Genomic DNA, 19,321 nt, shown 5'->3' with positions numbered 1-19,321 from the left:
TTGCTTCCATGGAACCAGAATTGGAACAGTTGCCCCAAAAGGCAAAGGAAAAACATGCGGAAAGCAAGAAATTCTTTGCCAAGCTTAAAAAAAGACCGCCAAAAGATTTGGATTATGTGATGCAGGAATTGCACCATGCTGAATTTGAACGCACGGATTGTCTTGCCTGCGGAAATTGCTGCAGGACGACCGGGCCACTTTTCACGAATGCCGATATAGAACGGATTGCAAGACATCTTCGGATGAAACCCGCAACATTTATAGACAAATATTTGAGAATTGATGAGGAGAATGACCACGTGCTCCAAAAAGTGCCGTGTTCCTTTTTAGGGGAGGACAACTATTGTTCCATTTACGAAGTAAGGCCCAAAGCCTGTCGGGAATTCCCCCATACCGACCGAAAAAAGTTTCATCAAATAAGCAATCTTACTTTAAAGAATGTGGCCATTTGCCCTGCGGCATTCAACATTGTTGAAGAGATGAAAAAAAGACTGAAAATATGATCATTTATTATCTTTGAAACTATGGAACAGATAATAGCCTACTTTGAAACCATACCATCCTGGCACCGAAGCCTGATTTTGGTCGGTGGCATCACTTTTTTCTGGATTTTGGAAGGTATTGTACCGCTGTTCAGTGTGCCCTATAAAAAGTGGCGCCATTCGGTTCCGAACTTTTTCTTTACACTTACTACCATTTTGGTCAATTTTCCCCTGGCCTTTCTATTTCTCAAAACATCGGATTGGGCCGTGGAGAACCAATTTGGGATCATTAACTGGTTGCCCGATATGCCACTATGGCTCTATGTGCTATTGGGGCTGCTATTTTTGGATTTGATAGGGGCTTATGCCGCACATTGGGTGGAACATAAGGTAAGACCACTTTGGATGGTTCATTTGGTGCACCATTCCGATCACAATGTGGATACCACCACGGCTAACCGACACCATCCTTTGGAAAGTTTGATCCGCTATTTTTTTACACTTACAGGAATTTTTCTTGTTGGTGCGCCCATTGGTATTATCATGCTGTACCAGAGCATGTCCGTAGTGTTGTCCCAATTCAACCATGCCAATATTCGACTGCCCAAAAAGGTGGACAATGCCCTCAGTTGGCTCATTGTGAGTCCCGATATGCACAAAGTGCACCATCACTATAAATTGCCTTATACCGATTCCAATTATGGCAATATTTTTTCGATTTGGGACCGACTTTTTGGGACTTTTATGACCATGGACACGGACAAAATTGTGTATGGTGTGGATACTTTTCCGGATGAAAGGGAGAATAGCAGTATCCTAGGATTGTTGAAGCAGCCTTTTCACAAATACAGAAGACCGACGACGGAAAAGGCGAAATTTTGAAAGCTACTCTAATCTGAATCTTTACGGATGCCCGAAGAAATTGTCATTATCTGCAATGATGGTTATAGTATTTATGCCATGGTTTATAAGGCCCATGAAGCAAGAAACCAGAAGAAGGTTTTGATCATTAATTCAGCTACGGCGGTCAATCAAGATTTATATCGCAACTATGCAGTTTTCATGGCTGGGAACGGGGTCACCGTAATCACCTATGACTATAGAGGCATAGCTCGCTCCAGACCCAAAAGATTAAAGGATTTCAGGGCATCATTTGTGGATTGGGCACAAAAAGACCTGGTGGCAGTTATAAAATATACACAGGACAACTATGCCGTAAATTCCATAGTAATGTTGGGCCATAGCATCGGAGGAACCCTTTTGGGACTTTGTCCCTTAAATCGACAGGTAGATGGCATATTGACCATTGGGGCACAAACTGCTTATTATAAAGATTGGAAGAAGGATAGCCTAAAATTATATCTGATGTGGCACGTTTTTTTGCCCGGGTTGACACGTATTTTCGGTTATTTTCCCGGCAAGCGATTAGGTGTTCTGGAAGATGTTCCGAAAGGTGTCATAGAACAATGGCATGCGCGTCGATTGAGTCCGGATATGATTGCTCAGTTGGAACAGGGCGGACACAAAACCTATTTTGATGCTTATCGGGGCAAGTTGCTCACCTTTGCAATCAGCGATGATCCAATTGGAACCAAACTGGCACTGATGCGGATTCATAATGAGTTTGTAAATGCTGAAAAAACCTTTGAGATGGTTTTCCCTAAGGATGTCAAGGCTTCTAAAATAGGGCATTTTGGGTTCTTTAGCCGTAGATTTGAGAATACACTTTGGCCCAAAACCTTGGATTGGTTCAACAATGTTTAGTGCTTCATGGTGGCCTGTGGCTACTCGTAGATTAAATAATTTTTGCGAATCTTATTGAATTGCTCCAAATCTTCTTGCCAGCTAGCCTTTATCTCCTGTTCCGAAAGCCCTGATTCAATCTGTTGTTGCAACAGGGGCGTTCCGGCATGTTTGGTAAATCCATCGGTATTGAAGAATTTGGATTTGTCCATGGTGTTTTGATAGGCATCAATAATCCAGCGCAAGGACATTTCATGCATTCTTTCACTTTGTGAAAGGTCTTTTCCAAAGCAGGTCTTTCCCTGTTCTTTGGGATTTTTGGAACCAAAATTGGGTTGTGGCACATAACTGAAATCATAATGGGTACTGTCCAAAAAAGAGGCCCCATAGCGTTGAAATTGATATTCAGTGCCCCGACCCGCGTTGACATTTGTTCCTTCAAAAAGTCCCAAACTAGGATACAGGGTTATGGCTGTATCGTTGGGAAGGTTAGGGGAAGGGCGTATCGGCAAATTATATGCTGACTGATGCGTATAGCTTTTAAGCGGGATAACTTTTAGCTCCACCTGAATGCTATCCTTCAACCAACCTTCACCATTCAACATCTGGGCATACTCACCCATCGTCAGCCCATACACCAAAGGAATGGGAGTCATGCCCAAAAAACCGGAGTGCTCCATTTTCATGGTAGGACCGTCCACATAATGCCCATTGGGATTGGGTCGGTCCAGAACCAGAACAGGGACACCCTTTTCGGCACAGGCCTCCATAACCAATTGTAGCGTTGCAATGTAGGTATAGAACCGGACCCCGACATCCTGGATATCAAAAACGACGATATCAAGTCCGTTCAGTTGATCCTGGGATGGTTTCCGATTTTTTCCGTACAACGAGACAATTGGAAGCTTAGTTTTGGTATCAAACCCATCTTTTACGTGTTCCCCGGCATCCGCTTCCCCTCGAAACCCATGCTCTGGGGCAAACACTTTTTGGATATCCACCCCGAGCGAGACCAATGAATCTACCAAGTGTGTGTATCCCTTTTCCTTGAAAATTACACTGGTTTGGTTGGCCACTATCCCCACCCTTTTTTCCTTAAGGTTGGAGAGGTACAGGTCCATGTTATTGGCCCCCACCACAATTTTGGGCAGCGTGTCCAGTTCCATTCCTTTATGTCCCCCGATTGCTTTTTTAGACTGTCCGCTACACGAAGAAAACACCAAAACCAACAATAAAACTGTACTTTTGAAAATCGATAAAAAGGGCATTCGTTGAATTTAGAATTGTTTATTGCCAAACGCCTGATCACAGGGAAGGAACATAAAATTAGTATTTCCGCCCCTATAATAAAAATAGCCATAGCTGCCATTGCCATTGGAGTGGTCATGATGCTGGTGGCCATAGCCACTGGCGTGGGCCTTAAACGCAAAATTCGTGAAAAAGTGGCCGCATTCAACGGCCATATCCAAATTTCCAATTACGACAACAACAATTCCGATGTTTCGGTGACACCGATTTCCCTGAATCAGGATTTTTACCCGGAATTCAAGGATGTGGAGGGCGTGGCCCATGTACAGGCGGTGGCACTAAAAGGAGGGATTATCAGGACAGAGGATACCTTTGAGGGGATGTTGGCAAAGGGAGTGGGCAAGGATTATGACTGGACCGTGTTCAGGGAGTATTTAGTAGCGGGAAGGTTGCCGGATTTTTCCGGAAAGTTGAATGATGAGGTCTTGTTGTCCAAAATGATGGCCAATCGATTGCAGTTGAACGTTGGGGATTCTTTTTATTCTTTTTTTCTGAAAGATGGTGATGCTTCAAAAGTGCCCAACAACAGGCGGTTCAAGATTGTTGGAATCTATGACAGTGGTTTCGAGGAATTTGATGCCACCTATGTTTTTGTGGACATCCGGCATGTGCAACGGATGAATCAATGGGAAGAGGACCAAATAGGAAGTTTTGAGGTTTTCTTGGATGATTTTGACCTATTGGATGAAAAAAGTAACGAAATCTATGGAAAAACCGTTTCCAGTCTCGATACCCAAAATATCAAAACAAAATACTACCGTATTTTCGAATGGATCGGCCTCTTCGATTTCAACATTGCGCTTATCATTGGAATAATGATCATCGTTGGTGGCATTAATATGATAACGGCCCTATTGGTCCTGATTTTGGAACGCACCCAGATGATCGGGATCTTAAAGGCCTTGGGATCTGCCAATTGGAGCATTAGAAAAGTGTTTCTGTACAATGCTGCCTATTTGATTGCTGTGGGCCTGTTCTGGGGCAACCTTATTGGTCTGGGGCTACTTTATTTTCAGTACAAATACCGATTTCTGAAGTTTCCAAACCCGGAGGAATACTATATCAACTACATCCCTGTCTATCTAAATGTGCCAACTGTCCTGTTGTTGAATTTGGGTGTAATGCTGTTGTGTCTTTTAATGCTTCTTCTACCTTCATACATCATCACCAAGATTACTCCCGTAAAGGCCATTCAGTTTGAATAAAACACCTTTCAGGTAGCATTTCCAGTTTTTTTTTTGGAATAATTTAAGGATGGATGTGCATCCCAAAAAACTATCTTTGTCCCCAGTATGGAATACGCAGAAAACATTTTGGAGACCATTGGGAACACGCCTTTGGTCAAAATGAATAAATTAACGGCCGAATTGCCCTGTTTGGTCTTGGCAAAATACGAAACCTTCAACCCAGGCAACTCGGTAAAGGACCGGATGGCACTGCAAATGATCGAAGATGCCGAAGCAGCCGGAATTTTGAAGCCCGGGGGGACCATTATTGAGGGCACTTCTGGAAATACTGGAATGGGCTTGGCACTGGCGGCCGTTGTAAAAGGTTACCGTATGATCTGTGTGATCAGCGACAAGCAATCCAAGGAAAAAATAGATATTCTAAAGGCTGTGGGTAGCCAGGTGCATGTTTGTCCAACTGATGTCGCTCCCGATGACCCCAGAAGTTATTATTCCACAGCAAGGCGATTGGCCACAGAGATACCCAACTCTTGGTATGTGAACCAATATGACAATCCCAGCAATGCAAAAGCCCATTATTTGACCACCGGACCTGAGATTTGGAGGCAAACGGATGGAAAAGTGACCCACTTTGTGGTGGGAGTGGGTACCGGGGGCACCGTTTCAGGGGTTGGAAAATATCTCAAAGAGCAAAACCCCAATATAAAAGTATGGGGCATCGATACCTACGGGTCGGTTTTCAAAAAGTATCATGAAACGGGTATTTTTGATGAAAATGAGATTTATCCCTATATCACAGAGGGTATCGGGGAAGATATTCTGCCCAAAAATGTCGATTTTGATATCATCGACGGATTTACCAAAGTCACGGATAAGGATGCGGCGATTTATACCCAGCGTTTGGCTAAGGAAGAAGGCATGTTTTTGGGGAATTCTGCCGGAGCCGCGATCAAAGGATTACTGCAATTAAAAGAACATTTCACCAAGGAAGATGTGGTTGTGGTATTGTTCCACGATCATGGTAGCCGCTATGTGGGTAAAATGTTCAACGACGATTGGATGCGGAAACAAGGATTTATTGAATAGCTATGGTACAGTTGAAACACGGGAATTGTTCGGTTCGGATTGACGATGGGGAACTTTCAAGTTTCGAGGTTGGAGACCATCAGTATATCCATCAAAAGGGCAGTCCGGGGTGGAGTAGTTCCGACACCGAAATGTTTCCCATAATTGGTCCAGTGAACGAGGCCGGTTTCAGGGTTCAGGTTCCCCGGGGCAACGCGATCCAAGATCAGCACGGACATTTGAGGGAGTTGGACTATGAGCTCGTATCACAAACTGCGGACTCGGCTGTTTTCATCAAAAAATATAAGGCTGGCACTCCGGTTGAAAATTCAAAGTTTCCCGATAGATCGCCCAAACCTTGGCAAATTTGGCCCTATAGTTTTCAATTTGAGAAATCTTTCCTTTTGAGGGAAAACCAACTCGAAATAACTTTTAGGGTTTCGGGTGAACGGGACATGCCCTTTATGCTGGGATATCATCCGGCCTTTAAAATGCATACGGAAAATCCGACCATTGTGACCCCCACAAGAACCATAACTTTGGATGAAGTTTTGGAAGTGGGCAGCAGGGCCCTTCAGGTTGCTGATACAAATACGGTCATACTCCGGGACAAACATGAAATTACCATCGAAACGGAAGGTTTTGGACACTTTATGTGCTGGACCGAGGTGAGAAACATGGTCTGTATTGAGCCCATTTCCTTCTATCCCTATGCCGTGGAACAAAGGGAAATCCATTTGGGGTTTGAGCATTTGGGTGACACAGATCGTTTTTTTAAGGTGGTACTGAAGACAAATCCTCAAAAGAGTTAAAAAAATCTTAAAATTTGTTACCCAGTTCAGCCCATTAATTTCTAATTTAGGGTAGATAATCTTTTGAATACAGATTGATGTTCAAACATTTTATTGAGAAAGTAGGGGTCATGAATTTCATCATGCTCCTTGTAGTTGTATCCATAATTATCGTTTCCGAGGTAATGTTCCTGAGCGGAAAAAAATTGGAGGCGATTTTTGTAGCGTTCTGGGCACCCACCATATTGGGTTTTATGAATTATTTTAAACACAGGAAATAATGGATTTCATTTTGATATACTCCATTATTGTTGCCATCATTTTCATTGCCTGGTTCATTTTTGTGATTAGGATGTACCAAAAAATAAAGTAATGGCCTCACAGTACAAAAGATTCGGCCTTGGATAGCATTGATTCTACAATGCGCTGTGTTTCCAATGTGTTTTTTTGCGGAATGATGAAAGCCTCGATGTCCTCCAATGTGGAAATATTGATTTGATCGTCAATAAAACCGTATCCCCTGTACATTCCTTCACTTATCAGCACCACAGCACTTTCGTTAGGGTTTCTTCCCTTTTCCTTTATGATATGCGCTTTGCTAACCTGCTGTCTCGTTTGGGCAATGGCGTCTTTTACCTTTTTGTTATAGGAAATCACCGATTCAGTTGAAGTGCAGATGCCTTCGCAAGAATCCAATTCATGGTGTGAACATGCCCCAGGTGTCTCCAGTAAATGACAGTATTTGGGACATAAAGCGAAGGTCCTGCAAATCTCTTCCAAAAAAGCCCTGCAATCTGTTGGGTTGTAGAAAATTTTCAACGGACGGGGAATACCTTTTTTAAGGTTGTATGCCAGGTGAAGAATTCCGTTTCGATCTTCATATTCAAAAATAGCATACTGTTTAGGCCCTCTTTTCTGCGCTCGGTTATATTTCGGGAACAGTCTTTTGATTTCGGCGGACTCCATCAACAGGGCCACAAGTTCACTGCCTGACAGTTCAAAATCAATATGGGCGGTTTCGTTGCACAATTGAACTTCTTTCGCACTTTTGTCATAAAAATGGCCCAACACCCTTTTTTTTAGATTGATGGCCTTCCCCACATAGATTATCTCTCCCTTATTATTCTTAAAATAATAGATGCCAGGTTTTGGCGGAATGCGATCAAAGACCGTTTTGGGCAAATGGGGAGGCAATGTGGCCTCTTGGTTTCTGGCATTCAAAAATGTGGCAAAAACCGTTTCGGCATTGGGGCTGGACCATAGTTTTTGGAAAAGTAGCATGGTAGCATGGGCATCGCCCCGCGCTCGATGCCGATCTTTTAGAGGAATGCCGACCGAAGAACACAATTTGCCCAAGCTGTACGAGTGCAAACCCGGAATCAACTTTCGGGACAAGCGCACCGTACAGAGTTTTTTTCTGGTAAAATCCATCCCGATCTGGCGGAACTCTTCCCGGATGACCCCGTAGTCAAAATTCACTGCATGGGCTACAAAAATGCAATTTTCGGTAAGTTCCAGAATGTGCCTGGCAATTTCATAAAAAGTGGGGGCATTTTGCACCATGCGGTCATCAATTCCCGTCAAACCTGTTATAAACTGGGGAATGGGACACTGCGGATTGACCAAGGATGTGAATTCATCAACTACCTGTGCTCCATCAAATTTGAAAACGGCAATCTCGGTGATTTTGTTTCCCTTGATGCCGTTTCCGGTTGTCTCTATGTCGATAATGGTGTACAAGAACAGACTTTTGTTGATGTACACAAATTAGGTATAATGCAAAAAGTCACCAAAATTTACTTTGGCGGTCTTTTGCAATTTTGTTTTGCAGGGAAAATAATGATGTGCAAAATGGTAAACTTAAAGGGGAATGTCCCTTCCCAAAACGGACATGATAAAGAATACCGTAATCGAAATGATAAGACAGCTTATGGCAGCAGTCATATTATCTGGTGTCAGTTCCTTTTGGAGCGTCTTTAGCAGTACTTTCATTGGGGTCACTTTTTTTACAAAGTTCTACATGACACAAAAGTATTTTTTAACAAATCGGCGTAGGAAGAAAAATTGCGCTGAAAGGCATAACCAAGGAGACTCATCGAAAAAAGTTGATTTTGAACCAATTTTATTGATGGCAAACCATGCTTAATTAGCCATTAAGTGTGAACCATGAAACATAGAACGGAAAATAGGCCTACCATTATTGAATTGGGACAGTCGAAAGTTGTGTGAATGCGGTGAAGACATTTATCACACCGATAATGGGATCAGTCACAATCACATTGGTAATCCAAAATAAAACCATTAAAAACGCCCGGCAAGTGGGAGTTTTTGCTGTGGAGCCGGAGGGATTCGAACCCTCGTCCAAACAAGCAATAACCATGCTTTCTACATGCGTAGTCTTCGTTTGGTTGTCGACGCACGACCGACCGAAAACCGCCTATCGTACGCTTAGCTTCTTAAGTTTTACGACCGTATCGAAGCCATACGATCGCTATGTTGACTTTTTTGGTGCTCCTTTACGAATCGCCGCCAACAAGGGCTAGTCAGGAACATCTCGCTTCCCTACCTGGTAGGGACGAGGCTAAATCCTACTGTAATTCGGATTAAGCGGCAAGAGCGTAATTATTTTCGCCAATTAAAAGTGTGAAGTATGATATTAACGAGCTGTACCCCAGCGCTCGGCATGCTTACATCGCCATTGGTCTCGCTGTCAAAACCGGTCGGCCCCATTTTTTCAAAGAACAATTTTTAAAGAAGGGCAAAGTTAATCAAAAGTTTGCTCACCCTTTGCAATACCCGTATTTTAGACCAAGAATTATACCAAACCAATTTATGAAGTTCGGAATCATAAGGGAACGCAAAAACCCACCAGATCGAAGGGTTGTACTGTCCCCATCAGCGTGTCAAAATGTCCTTTCAGCATATCCAAAAGCCGAAATTTTGGTCGAGAGCTCTCCCATAAGGGTGTTCGCCGACAAAGAATACCAAGACCTGGGAATCCCCGTGGTGGAAAGTATGGAACCGTGCGATGTGCTCCTTGGGGTAAAGGAGGTGCCCATTGACGCTCTGATCCCCAATAAAAAATACTTCTTTTTCTCCCATACCATAAAAAAGCAACCCTACAACCGCGATTTGCTCAGGGCAATCCTTAAAAAAAACATTGAGCTGTACGATCATGAAGTGATCACCAACCAAAAAGGACAGCGCCTGGTGGCTTTTGGGCGATATGCGGGCATCGTGGGAGCTTATAATGGAATTCGTGCCTGCGGTCTAAAATTTGGTGCGTTCCAGCTGCCAAAAGCCGAAACTTTAAAAGACCAACAAGCACTGATTTCAGAACTAAAAAAAATCATATTGCCCAATATTAAAATCCTGCTCACCGGTAGGGGCAGGGTAGGCAATGGGGCCAAGGAAATGTTGGATGCGATGGGACTGAAAAAGGTCACCGTCACCGATTACTTGGAAGACACTTTTCAAGAGCCCGTCTATTGCCAGATTGATGCTTCGGAATACAACAAGCGGAAAGATGGAATAAGGGGAAGCAAAACTGATTTTTTTGCAAATCCACAGGAATACCGATCTAATTTTTTCCGTTTTGCCAAGGTCACCGACTTTTATATTGCAGGACATTTTTATGGGGACGGGGCGCCTTACCTCTACACCCGGGACGATGCAAAGCATCCAGAATTTAAGATAAAGGTTGTGGCAGACATCAGCTGTGATATAGACGGTCCGGTGGCCTCCACCATAAGACCTTCCACCGTGGCCGACCCGGTTTATGGCTACGATGCCATTTCAGAGAGTGAGACGGATTACAGGAAACCTGAGTCCATTGCCGTAATGGCGGTGGACAATTTGCCCTGCGAATTGCCCCGCGATGCCAGTGCGGGATTCGGTGAGGCCTTTGCCAAACATGTTATCCCGGCTTTTTTTAATCAGGATGAGGATGGTATTCTGGAGCGGGCACGAATGACGCACAACGGAAAGTTGACCCCACGGTTCTCTTATTTGCAGGATTATGTGGATGGTGGGGAATAAATGCAATTTGTCGAGAGCTTTTGCTTTTTTACCGTAACTGAAGCCCATTTTTTACTATCTTTCCTTGCTTAGATTAACTGCAGTGAAATTCAACTGGATAATCTCCGAAAAGAACAATGCCAAAATACAGCAGGCCTGTATTGATCTTGAATACAGGTTGCGGCCAAAGATCACCCGATTTTTAATGGATCGGCTAGATGCTGAGTTCGACGGCAACTTCAACTGTTTCCATTTTGATGTGGACATGAAAAATCGCTGGGTTTGGATATCCGAAAAAACCCCGCTCAAGTACATTGAACACATCAAGGCGGATTTCGACAGGGAAATTAATGGATCTTATTTTTAAAATGTACCAATGTATCTGGGATAACATTTTTTATCAGTAAGCCCATTTTTCTATCAAGCCTATTAGCGCTATGCCCTTTTTTTTAAAAAGATGAACCCTGCAGAAGAATATATCCTAAAGCAACCCGAACCCAAGCGCAGTATTTTGTTGCATTTAAGGGCCGTTGTTGAGGTTGTGGTTCCCGAGGTAAGCATGAAATACAAATGGGGAATCCCTTGTTTTTATGTGGATAAGTTTCCAATCTGTTATTTCAATGCTCCTTCAAAGAAGAATTATGTTGATATTGCCTTTTGGACCTCTGCGCATCTCACAAAATACATCGAAATAATGGTCACGGAAAAACGCAAAGTGGTAAAATCACTCCGGTTTGCCTCTTTGGAGGAAATCGACGACTCAATCTTGACTGAAGTATTGCAAGAAGTCTATTCCCATAGGGAAAAAGGATTCTATAAGCGGAATTAGAACGTATTGACCACGGCTCGCAGTGCCACCAAATCGGTCAACAATTTCTCAAGAAGGCTCAAATCCAGCATATTCGCCCCATCACTTTTCGCATTGGCAGGATCAAAGTGGGTTTCCATGAATAGACCATCCACTCCTGCGGCAATTCCAGCCCGGGCCATGGTGCCAATCAAAGTAGGTCGGCCACCCGTCACCCCTGAGGACTGATTGGGCTGTTGCAGTGAGTGGGTAACGTCCAAAACCACTGGCGCATATTGCTTCATGGTGGGTACTCCCCTAAAATCAACAATCATATCCTGATATCCGAACATGGTACCACGATCGGTTATCCAAGCGTTTTCATTTCCGGAATCTGTAACTTTCTTCACGGCATGCTTCATGCTTTCGGGGCTCATAAACTGTCCCTTTTTCAGGTTGACGACCTTTCCTGTTTCCGCTGCGGCCACCACCAAATCCGTTTGTCGCACCAAAAAGGCCGGTATTTGAAGGACATCCACATAGTCCGCGGCCATTGCTGCATCAGAAATCTCATGAATATCCGTAATTGTTGGCACTTTGAAGGTTTCAGAAACTTTCTTTAGGATTTTCAATGCCTTTTCATCGCCTATTCCAGTGAACGAGTCAATACGGCTGCGGTTGGCCTTTTTAAAACTTCCCTTAAAAACATAGGGAATTTTAAGTTTATCCGTAATTGAAACTATTTTTTCCGCAATCCGTAAGGCCATGTCCTCGCCCTCAATGGCACAGGGACCGGACAGCAAAAAGAAGTTATTGCCATTGGCATATTTTATCTGGGGAATAGAATTTAGGTCCATTCGATGAATTTTTCGCAAAGATATGGCATTTGTCCTCGACTCACTTTCCCAAAAATTCACATATTAAATTCAGGGCCAGTATGTTCAAAAGCAGAAAATTAGCACTACCTTTGCGCGCTTAAAAAATTGGGATATGTCCAAAATCAAAAATATTGCCATTATTGCCCACGTAGATCATGGCAAAACCACCTTGGTGGATAAGATAATGTACCATTGCCGTTTGTTTCGGGACAATGAGAACAAAGGGGAACTTATTTTGGACAATAATGACCTGGAACGGGAACGTGGGATCACCATTGTTTCCAAAAATGTTTCCGTGGTCTACAAGGATACAAAGATAAACATCATCGATACCCCTGGTCACGCCGATTTTGGCGGTGAAGTGGAACGTGTTCTGAATATGGCCGATGGCGTCCTTTTACTTGTGGATGCTTTTGAGGGACCCATGCCACAGACCCGTTTTGTGCTGCAAAAGGCGATTGATCTTGGACTGAAACCCTGCGTGGTCATCAACAAGGTGGACAAGGAAAATTGCACACCCGAAGAGGTCCATGAAAAGGTTTTTGACCTAATGTTTGAATTGGGTGCCGAGGAATGGCAGCTCGATTTTCCGACGGTATACGGCTCTGCAAAGCACAATTGGATGAGTGAGGATTGGCAAAAGCCAACCGAAAGCATTGAACCACTTCTGGATATGGTCATTGCCCATGTGCCGGAATTCAAACCTGAAAAAGGGTCCACCCAGATGCTGATCACATCGCTGGATTTTTCCTCGTTCACGGGTAGGATTGCCATCGGCAGATTGTTAAGGGGAACGCTGAGGGAAAATCAGCAGATTTCCTTGGTGAAAAGAGATGGGAAAGTTATAAAGACCAGGGTAAAGGAACTCTATACCTTTGAAGGACTCGGCCGCAAGAAAGTGGAGGATGTCCAGGCGGGCGACATTTGTGCAATAGTGGGTATGGAAGGCTTTGAAATAGGGGACACTGTGGCCGATTTTGAAAACCCCGAAAAATTGAAGACCATCGCCATCGATGAACCTACCATGAGCATGTTGTTCACCATCAACGATAGTCCATTTTTTGGGAAGGATGGCAAATTTGTCACTTCAAGGCACATTAAGGAGCGCTTGGAAAAAGAATTGGAAAAGAATTTGGCCCTTCGAGTGGAAGAAACGGGAAGTGCCGACAAATTTATGGTCTTTGGCCGAGGGGTACTTCACCTTTCCGTATTGATAGAGACCATGCGCAGGGAGGGCTATGAGCTCCAAATTGGTCAGCCCCAGGTAATTATCAAGGAAATTGATGGAGTGAAGTGCGAACCTATGGAACACTTGACCATAGACCTGCCGGAGGAAGTATCGGGCAGGGCTGTGGAAATGGTATCCATCAGAAAAGGGGAAATGACCAGTATGGAGGCCAAAGGTTCTCGAATGGTTTGTGAATTCATCATACCATCAAGGGGAATCATCGGTTTACGAAACCAATTGCTGACGGCCACCGCCGGAGAGGCCATAATGGCACATCGTTTCTTTGAATATCAACCCTTGAAAGGTGAAATTGCCCAAAGACAGAACGGGTCGCTGGTTTCCATGGAAAATGGTACGGCGATACCCTATTCCATTGACAAACTTCAGGAAAGGGGCAAGTTTTTTATCGATCCAGGAGAACAGATTTACGAAGGTCAGGTTATTGGGGAGAATTCACGGGGAGATGATATGGTTGTCAATGTGACCAAAACCAAGAAGTTGACCAATGTACGTTCGTCAGGGGCTGATGACAAGGCCAAAATTGTGCCTGCCATAAAGTTTTCATTGGAAGAAGCTTTGGAGTATATTCAAAAGGATGAATATGTGGAGGTGACTCCCAACCACTTGCGCTTAAGGAAAATCTTTCTGAAAGAAGTGGACCGCAAGCGAAATAAAATCGACTAACTTTTTAGGTTCAAATGGCCATGGTGCTGTTCTCTCAAACAAGCGACGGCAGCACCGATTATGCCCGCATGGTTCATGAGCTCGGCTCTTACCACATTGGTTTCAATGTCGATAATGTGATGGAACTCTTCCCAATCCTTTGAGGTGCCGCCTCCCAAGATGATCAAGTCAGGGGACACAACGGTTTCAACTATCCTAAGGAATTTGTTGAAACGTTTGCCCCACTTTTCATAGCTGAGATTTTCCCGTTCCTTTGCCGAGGCAGCGGCCCATAGCTCAATTTTCTTGTAGTTCTTGTACGGAATTTGTCCCAGTTCAAAATTTGGGATTAGAACACCATTGAAAAAGGCCCCGCTTCCCAATCCGGTCCCAATGGTGATCATGATTACCAATCCTTTTTTTCCTTTTCCAACACCATAGTTCATAGAGGCATAGCCAGCGGCATCGGCATCGTTAAGTACTGTGAATTCGCGTCCGGTGGCTGCAGTGAACAGCTCGTCCACATTTACACCAACCCAGCTTTTGTGAAGATTGCCCTGCAATAAACAAACTCCGTTTTTAACGATGGTGGGAAAACCGCAACCCACAGGACCTTGATAATCAAAGTGCTCCACAATCTTTGCGACCACCTTGGCCATGTCCTTGGGTTTTCTGGATTTTGGGGTGGGGATACGAAAGCGGTCTGTCAACATTTCGCCGGTTTCGGCATTTACCAAAGCACCTTTGATACCCGAACCACCGATATCAATACCTAAAATGTCCATAAATGGTTAGTGTGTTAAAATTTAAACAAAGAAACAAAAAACTTTTAGCGGACCAATAAATTGCGGATAAATGGCTATTCACAGGCTGTAAGCAGCGCTATTTCTGTAAAGGCTCAACATAATAGTCAATGGAGTTGAGCGAGTGATTTGGGTCGATAAAATCGAGAAATCCATCAATGGCCCTTCCAAAACCGGTCAATGTTTGCAACTGTTTGTTCTTTCCCAAAACACTGGAAATGGTTTCATCCCTATTGCCAAATGCATAACCGTCCTTGCTGATCCATAGGGCATTGAAAAGGTGTTGCATGACAACATTGCCCAATTGGTCCACCGAAATGGCAATTTGTAGGGCAAATTCCCCAATCCCGGTGATTCCTTTGGTGAACAATTTGTGTAAAAACCCATAAAGGAGACCCAAAGGCCCGGTCAAGGTCATTAGAACAATGGAAATCAAGAAGAGTAATATCCCTATGAAAGGATTTGCCTTTTTGTCCTTGGCATGGCCCCGTTTTTTAATGATCATGGCTAAATTGCTTTTTGTACTACTTCAAAAACCTTGCTGCCATCACATTTTAGGGTTTTGTGAGGATACTTCAAGATCAACGCATAATCATGCGTGGCCATGATAATGGTCCGACCATTTTTGTTGATGTCCTGCAAAACCTTCATTACCTCCACACTGGTCTGGGGGTCGAGGTTACCTGTGGGTTCATCGGCGAGGATGAGCTCGGGGTCGTTGAGCAGCGACCGGGCAATGGCAATACGTTGCTGTTCTCCACCGGAAAGCTCATGGGGAAATTTAAAACCTTTGGTTTTCATCCCAACCTTGTCCAAAACCTCTTCAATTTTGGCATTCATTTTGGCCGTTTCCGTCCATCCTGTGGCCTTGAGCACGAACAGAAGATTGTTGTTCACATTTCGGTCCGGCAAAAGTTTGAAATCCTGGAAAACAATACCCAGTTTTCTACGTAAAAAAGGAATTTCCTTTTCCGGTAGGCCTTTCAGGCTGAAACCAACCACACTTCCCGAACCCTGTTTCAAGGGCAGATCGGCATACAAGGTCTTCATGAAACTACTCTTGCCACTTCCCGTTTTTCCTATTACGTAAACAAAATCACCTTTTTTCACCTCAAGGTCAATATGGTTCAAGATGAGATTCTCGTTTTGAAAAATGGCTGCATGCTTCAGGGCAACAATGGTTTCGGACATGGAATAGATTTGAAATATAAAAGTAACAAGTTTTAAAATTACAACACTTTTTTGATGCCGGTATTCTTCTTCAGGGAATTAAGATATACTTTGGCTCAAATTTTGACGTTATGGTAAAAGTCAATCGAGAACAGCGTAGAACACTATGAATCGAAAAAACCTCCTCCTTTTTCCCATTTTTTTGGGTGCTTTTTTCACACTCTTTTCGCAGGAATCACAGGTATTTGTGCATGAGGACAAGGATTTTCAGGATGCCCTGGCCCTGTACAACAATCAACAATATCAGGCCGCACAGACCATTTTTGAAAAGGTTAAGGCGAACACCAAAGATTACGAAACCGAGGCCAACAGTGCCTATTATTCGGCAAATGCTGCCATTCGGTTGAACCAGCGCGGCGCGGATAAGATGATGGAAGACTTTGTGGAGCGCTACCCAACCTCCACCAAGCGCAATTCGGCCTTTATGGATGTTGCCGATTACTATTTCGACACTGGCAAATACCCCTATGCATTAAAATGGTATAGGAAAGTGGACCAATCCGCTATGAGTTATGCCGATGAGGAGCGTTTCAACTTCAATATGGGCTATGCACTGTATACCTCTAAAAATCCCAAGGAAGCCGAAAGTTATCTGGGCAAGGTCAGCACATCAAACAAATATGGATCTCAGGCCAAATACTATTTGGGGTACATTGCCTATGAACAGGATGACTATGAACAGGCCAGTGCCCGGTTCGACCAAATTACCGACCCTGAGCTGTTAAATGAAAAGCTGTCCTACTACCAGGCTGACCTTAATTTTAAACTGGGGAATTTTGAAGAGGCGATTGCCATGGCCGAAAAACAATTACCGAAATCGGACCGAAAGGAGCAATCCGAGTTGAACAAAATCATTGGCGAGAGTTATTTTAATCTGGAACGCTACCAAGAGGCCATTCCCTACCTAGAAAAATACAGGGGCGATAGGGGGAGGCTCAACAATACCGATTATTATTTGCTGGGATACGCCCATTACAAGCAGGGAGATCATGAAAATGCCATTCAGCAGTTCAACAAAATAATAGGGGGCACCAACGGTGTTTCCCAAAATGCCTATTACCATTTGGCGGAGTGCTATTTAAAGGTGGACAAAAAGCCTGAGGCCCTAAATGCGTTTCGCAATGCCTCCCAAATGGATTTTAGTGCCGATATCCAAAAAGATGCGCTGTTGAACTATGCCCGCTTGAGCTACGAGATCGGGAATCCCTATGAACCTGTACCGCAGGTTATGGCCACTTATTTGGAAAAATACCCAAAAGACACACACCGGACAGAGATTCAGGAACTTTTGGTGGATTCATACATCACATCCAAAAATTTTGAAGGGGCCATGCAGCTTTTGGAAGAAAACAACAGCTACGCCAGTAAGGAAACGTATCAAAAAGTAGCTTTCTACCGGGGAGTGGAACTCTTTTTGGATGGACAATATGAGGCTGCATTGGAACGTTTCACCAAATCCTTGAAAAACGCCGAAAACCCCAACTTTGAGGCACGGGCACTCTTTTGGAAGGCGGAATCTGCATATCGATTGGACCGCTTTGAAGATGCCTTGACAACGTTCATACAGTTCCAAAGTCAACCGGCGGGCAGGTCGTTGCAAGAATACGAAACGTCTGATTACAATATCGGGTACTGTTATTTTAAGTTGAAGGACTATGCGCAGGCCATTTCCCATTTTGCAAAGGTTGTAAATGCGACCCAAATCGATGATGAGCGGCGCAACGACAGTTATCTGAGGTTGGGGGACAGTTATTTTGTGACGAGCAGGTACAGCTTGGCACAATCGGCGTATGAAGAAGCATCAAAAATGAACGGGCCAGAACGCGATTATGCGGCATTCCAGAAAACCCTCTGTATTGGATTTCTTGGAAACAATGATCGAAAAATAGATGGCTTGAATGAATTTTTGACCCGTTATCCCAAATCCGCATTGCGTGATGATGCACTCTTTGAACTGGGCAATACCTATATCCAGGCCAATCAAGAGTCGCAAGGATTACAAACGTATGATCGTTTAATTGCCGAATACGCACGCAGCAGATTTGCACCCAGTGCCCTGTTGCGCCAGGGATTGGTCCACTACAATGCCAGTAGGAACGATCAAGCGCTGGACAAACTGAAGGAAGTGGTCCAAAAATATCCCAACACCCAAGAGGCCAAACAAGCCGTTGCCACCGCCAAATTGGTATATGTGGATGAGGGCAGGGTGAGCGAATATGCCGCATGGGCCAGAAATTTAGACTTTGTTGAGGTGACCGATGCGGAATTGGACAATGCCAGTTTTGAGGCTGCGGAGCGCAAACATGTGGAAGGTAAAAGTGAGGCTGCCCTTCGGGCCTACCAAGATTATATCGATGGGTTTCCCAACGGCATACATGCCCTTGAGGCCAACTTTAAGTTGGCTCAGCTTCATTTTGCAAACGGGGACAAAGAACGGGCGCTACCCAAATATCAGACTGTGGCGAACAGCGGAAGCGGCGAGTTTGTTGAACAGGCATTGACCCGGGTATGCGAGATCTATGTGGAAAAACAGGACTATCAAAATGCAATGCCCTATTTGTTGCGGTTGGAAGGCTTGGCCGAAATCCCACAGAACAGAACCTTTGCCCAATCCAATTTGATGAAGGGCCATTACAAACAAAATGAGTATAAAAAAACCCTGGAATATGCCGAAAAAGTATTGCAGGCCCCACAAATTGACGACCGTATCAAAAGCGATGCACAAATAATGATAGCACGATCTGCCATGGCCACGGGAGATGAAGACCTGGCCGAAACCGCTTATCAAAAGGTAAAAGCTATCGCCAGTGGGGAAACCGCTGCGGAGGCTTGGTACTTTGATGCCTATTTCAAAAACAAAAACCAAGATTTCGAGGCATCAAATGTTTCCGTGCAAAAATTGGCCAAGGATTATTCTGCCCACAAACAATGGGGCGGAAAGGGACTTGTGATTATGGCCAAGAATTTTTATGCACTGGGGGATGCCTTTCAGGCCACCTATATTTTAGAAAGTGTGGTCTCCAACTTTTCCGAATTTGAAAACATCCAGGCCGAGGCACAAGGCGAATTGGCCGTGATAAAGTCAAGGGAAGCGGAGCGCAATTCAAGCGTTGACCCAAATCAAAATTAAATCGAGAAT

Annotated in this window: 19 protein-coding genes and 1 other RNA gene; 12 read left to right on the top strand and 8 right to left on the bottom strand. The window is 44.1% G+C overall.

Going from position 1 to position 19,321, the window contains the following annotated elements:
* Positions 1-8 precede the first annotated feature (8 nt).
* Genes K7G75_RS13930 through K7G75_RS13920 form a run of 3 tightly spaced genes read left to right on the top strand, consistent with a single transcriptional unit; the run spans position 9 to position 2,246 of the window.
* Positions 9-503: a YkgJ family cysteine cluster protein gene (locus tag K7G75_RS13930; RefSeq protein WP_222985040.1), complete on the top strand. Its 495-nt coding sequence runs from the start codon at positions 9-11 to the stop codon at positions 501-503.
* 21 nt (positions 504-524) lie between these two features.
* The gene (locus tag K7G75_RS13925; RefSeq protein WP_222984845.1) at positions 525-1,364 is read left to right on the top strand and encodes a sterol desaturase family protein; all 840 of its coding nucleotides are present in this window, start codon (positions 525-527) and stop codon (positions 1,362-1,364) included.
* Between the two features lie 27 nt (positions 1,365-1,391).
* Positions 1,392-2,246, top strand: a complete 855-nt coding sequence (locus K7G75_RS13920) for an alpha/beta hydrolase family protein (protein WP_222984844.1) — start codon at positions 1,392-1,394, stop codon at positions 2,244-2,246.
* 20 nt (positions 2,247-2,266) lie between these two features.
* On the opposite strand, the gene K7G75_RS13915 is transcribed toward K7G75_RS13920, so the two are convergent.
* Positions 2,267-3,493: an exo-beta-N-acetylmuramidase NamZ family protein gene (locus tag K7G75_RS13915; RefSeq protein ID WP_222984843.1), complete on the bottom strand. Its 1,227-nt coding sequence runs from the start codon at positions 3,491-3,493 to the stop codon at positions 2,267-2,269.
* 3 nt (positions 3,494-3,496) lie between these two features.
* Between K7G75_RS13915 and K7G75_RS13910 the strand changes: the two genes are divergently transcribed.
* The 4 genes from K7G75_RS13910 to K7G75_RS13895 all read left to right on the top strand — a co-directional run bounded on the left by K7G75_RS13910 (position 3,497) and on the right by K7G75_RS13895 (position 6,857).
* Positions 3,497-4,738 carry an ABC transporter permease gene (locus K7G75_RS13910; RefSeq protein ID WP_222984842.1) on the top strand — a complete coding sequence of 414 codons (1,242 nt, stop codon included), beginning with the start codon at positions 3,497-3,499 and terminating at the stop codon, positions 4,736-4,738.
* A gap of 87 nt (positions 4,739-4,825) precedes the next feature.
* Positions 4,826-5,806: a PLP-dependent cysteine synthase family protein gene (locus K7G75_RS13905; RefSeq protein ID WP_222984841.1), complete on the top strand. Its 981-nt coding sequence runs from the start codon at positions 4,826-4,828 to the stop codon at positions 5,804-5,806.
* 2 nt (positions 5,807-5,808) lie between these two features.
* Entirely contained in the window at positions 5,809-6,597 is a 789-nt protein-coding gene (locus tag K7G75_RS13900; RefSeq protein WP_222984840.1) for an aldose 1-epimerase, read from the top strand.
* A 77-nt stretch (positions 6,598-6,674) separates the two neighbouring features.
* A complete protein-coding gene (locus K7G75_RS13895) occupies positions 6,675-6,857 on the top strand; it encodes a hypothetical protein (protein WP_222984839.1) in 183 nt (60 codons plus the stop codon).
* A gap of 97 nt (positions 6,858-6,954) precedes the next feature.
* Here the strand turns inward: K7G75_RS13895 and K7G75_RS13890 are convergent, their stop codons facing one another.
* The 3 genes from K7G75_RS13890 to ssrA form a co-directional block, all read right to left on the bottom strand.
* Positions 6,955-8,316, bottom strand: a complete 1,362-nt coding sequence (locus tag K7G75_RS13890; protein WP_222985039.1) for an exonuclease domain-containing protein — start codon at positions 8,314-8,316, stop codon at positions 6,955-6,957.
* Positions 8,317-8,436: 120 nt separating this feature from the next.
* The gene (locus K7G75_RS14800; RefSeq protein WP_262420350.1) at positions 8,437-8,568 is read right to left on the bottom strand and encodes a hypothetical protein; all 132 of its coding nucleotides are present in this window, start codon (positions 8,566-8,568) and stop codon (positions 8,437-8,439) included.
* A gap of 339 nt (positions 8,569-8,907) precedes the next feature.
* Positions 8,908-9,304: a transfer-messenger RNA gene (gene ssrA / locus K7G75_RS13885) on the bottom strand.
* A gap of 104 nt (positions 9,305-9,408) precedes the next feature.
* On the opposite strand from ssrA, the gene K7G75_RS13880 reads away from it, so the two are divergent.
* The 3 genes from K7G75_RS13880 to K7G75_RS13870 all read left to right on the top strand — a co-directional run bounded on the left by K7G75_RS13880 (position 9,409) and on the right by K7G75_RS13870 (position 11,422).
* On the top strand, positions 9,409-10,614 hold the full coding sequence (locus K7G75_RS13880; RefSeq protein WP_222984838.1) for an NAD(P)-dependent oxidoreductase: 1,206 nt from the start codon (positions 9,409-9,411) through the stop codon (positions 10,612-10,614).
* A gap of 64 nt (positions 10,615-10,678) precedes the next feature.
* Entirely contained in the window at positions 10,679-10,960 is a 282-nt protein-coding gene (locus K7G75_RS13875) for a hypothetical protein (RefSeq protein WP_222984837.1), read from the top strand.
* 90 nt (positions 10,961-11,050) lie between these two features.
* The gene (locus tag K7G75_RS13870; protein ID WP_222984836.1) at positions 11,051-11,422 is read left to right on the top strand and encodes a DUF1801 domain-containing protein; all 372 of its coding nucleotides are present in this window, start codon (positions 11,051-11,053) and stop codon (positions 11,420-11,422) included.
* Here K7G75_RS13870 and kdsA read toward each other — a convergent pair.
* On the bottom strand, positions 11,419-12,237 hold the full coding sequence (gene kdsA / locus K7G75_RS13865; RefSeq protein WP_222984835.1) for a 3-deoxy-8-phosphooctulonate synthase: 819 nt from the start codon (positions 12,235-12,237) through the stop codon (positions 11,419-11,421). The two genes, K7G75_RS13870 and kdsA, sit on opposite strands and share 4 nt — an antisense overlap.
* A gap of 133 nt (positions 12,238-12,370) precedes the next feature.
* On the opposite strand from kdsA, the gene typA reads away from it, so the two are divergent.
* Positions 12,371-14,170 carry a translational GTPase TypA gene (gene typA, locus K7G75_RS13860; protein WP_222984834.1) on the top strand — a complete coding sequence of 600 codons (1,800 nt, stop codon included), beginning with the start codon at positions 12,371-12,373 and terminating at the stop codon, positions 14,168-14,170.
* Here the strand turns inward: typA and ppgK are convergent.
* The 3 genes from ppgK to K7G75_RS13845 all read right to left on the bottom strand — a co-directional run bounded on the left by ppgK (position 14,167) and on the right by K7G75_RS13845 (position 16,143).
* Complete coding sequence (gene ppgK, locus K7G75_RS13855; RefSeq protein WP_222984833.1) at positions 14,167-14,934, bottom strand: polyphosphate--glucose phosphotransferase; 768 nt, start codon at positions 14,932-14,934, stop codon at positions 14,167-14,169. The two genes, typA and ppgK, sit on opposite strands and share 4 nt — an antisense overlap.
* A gap of 97 nt (positions 14,935-15,031) precedes the next feature.
* Complete coding sequence (locus tag K7G75_RS13850) at positions 15,032-15,457, bottom strand: hypothetical protein (protein WP_222984832.1); 426 nt, start codon at positions 15,455-15,457, stop codon at positions 15,032-15,034.
* A gap of 2 nt (positions 15,458-15,459) precedes the next feature.
* A complete protein-coding gene (locus K7G75_RS13845) occupies positions 15,460-16,143 on the bottom strand; it encodes a cell division ATP-binding protein FtsE (RefSeq protein WP_222984831.1) in 684 nt (227 codons plus the stop codon).
* Positions 16,144-16,288: 145 nt separating this feature from the next.
* On the opposite strand from K7G75_RS13845, the gene K7G75_RS13840 reads away from it, so the two are divergent.
* Positions 16,289-19,312 (top strand): tetratricopeptide repeat protein, encoded by a 3,024-nt coding sequence (locus K7G75_RS13840; protein ID WP_222984830.1) that lies wholly within the window; start codon positions 16,289-16,291, stop codon positions 19,310-19,312.
* The last annotated feature ends 9 nt before the right edge of the window (positions 19,313-19,321 follow it).

It is taken from the genome of Flagellimonas meishanensis, from assembly GCF_019880545.1.
Taxonomy (GTDB): Bacteria; Bacteroidota; Bacteroidia; order Flavobacteriales; family Flavobacteriaceae; genus Flagellimonas; species Flagellimonas meishanensis.
Note: the sequence above shows the minus strand (reverse complement) of the source record. Positions and strands in the feature narration are given on the sequence as shown.

Bases quoted from the DNA above. Each gene is read 5' to 3' on its own strand.
- K7G75_RS13930 (WP_222985040.1), top strand. From the start codon at position 9: ATGGAACCAGAATTGGAACAGTTGCCCCAAAAGGCAAAGGAAAAACAT.
- typA (WP_222984834.1), top strand. From the start codon at position 12,371: ATGTCCAAAATCAAAAATATTGCCATTATTGCCCACGTAGATCATGGC.
- ppgK (WP_222984833.1), bottom strand. From the start codon at position 14,934: ATGGACATTTTAGGTATTGATATCGGTGGTTCGGGTATCAAAGGTGCT.
- K7G75_RS13900 (WP_222984840.1), top strand. From the start codon at position 5,809: ATGGTACAGTTGAAACACGGGAATTGTTCGGTTCGGATTGACGATGGG.
- K7G75_RS13870 (WP_222984836.1), top strand. From the start codon at position 11,051: ATGAACCCTGCAGAAGAATATATCCTAAAGCAACCCGAACCCAAGCGC.
- K7G75_RS14800 (WP_262420350.1), bottom strand. From the start codon at position 8,568: ATGAAAGTACTGCTAAAGACGCTCCAAAAGGAACTGACACCAGATAAT.
- K7G75_RS13845 (WP_222984831.1), bottom strand. From the start codon at position 16,143: ATGTCCGAAACCATTGTTGCCCTGAAGCATGCAGCCATTTTTCAAAAC.
- K7G75_RS13850 (WP_222984832.1), bottom strand. From the start codon at position 15,457: ATGATCATTAAAAAACGGGGCCATGCCAAGGACAAAAAGGCAAATCCT.
- K7G75_RS13840 (WP_222984830.1), top strand. From the start codon at position 16,289: ATGAATCGAAAAAACCTCCTCCTTTTTCCCATTTTTTTGGGTGCTTTT.
- K7G75_RS13915 (WP_222984843.1), bottom strand. From the start codon at position 3,493: ATGCCCTTTTTATCGATTTTCAAAAGTACAGTTTTATTGTTGGTTTTG.
- K7G75_RS13895 (WP_222984839.1), top strand. From the start codon at position 6,675: ATGTTCAAACATTTTATTGAGAAAGTAGGGGTCATGAATTTCATCATG.
- K7G75_RS13905 (WP_222984841.1), top strand. From the start codon at position 4,826: ATGGAATACGCAGAAAACATTTTGGAGACCATTGGGAACACGCCTTTG.
- K7G75_RS13925 (WP_222984845.1), top strand. From the start codon at position 525: ATGGAACAGATAATAGCCTACTTTGAAACCATACCATCCTGGCACCGA.
- K7G75_RS13880 (WP_222984838.1), top strand. From the start codon at position 9,409: ATGAAGTTCGGAATCATAAGGGAACGCAAAAACCCACCAGATCGAAGG.
- K7G75_RS13920 (WP_222984844.1), top strand. From the start codon at position 1,392: ATGCCCGAAGAAATTGTCATTATCTGCAATGATGGTTATAGTATTTAT.
- kdsA (WP_222984835.1), bottom strand. From the start codon at position 12,237: ATGGACCTAAATTCTATTCCCCAGATAAAATATGCCAATGGCAATAAC.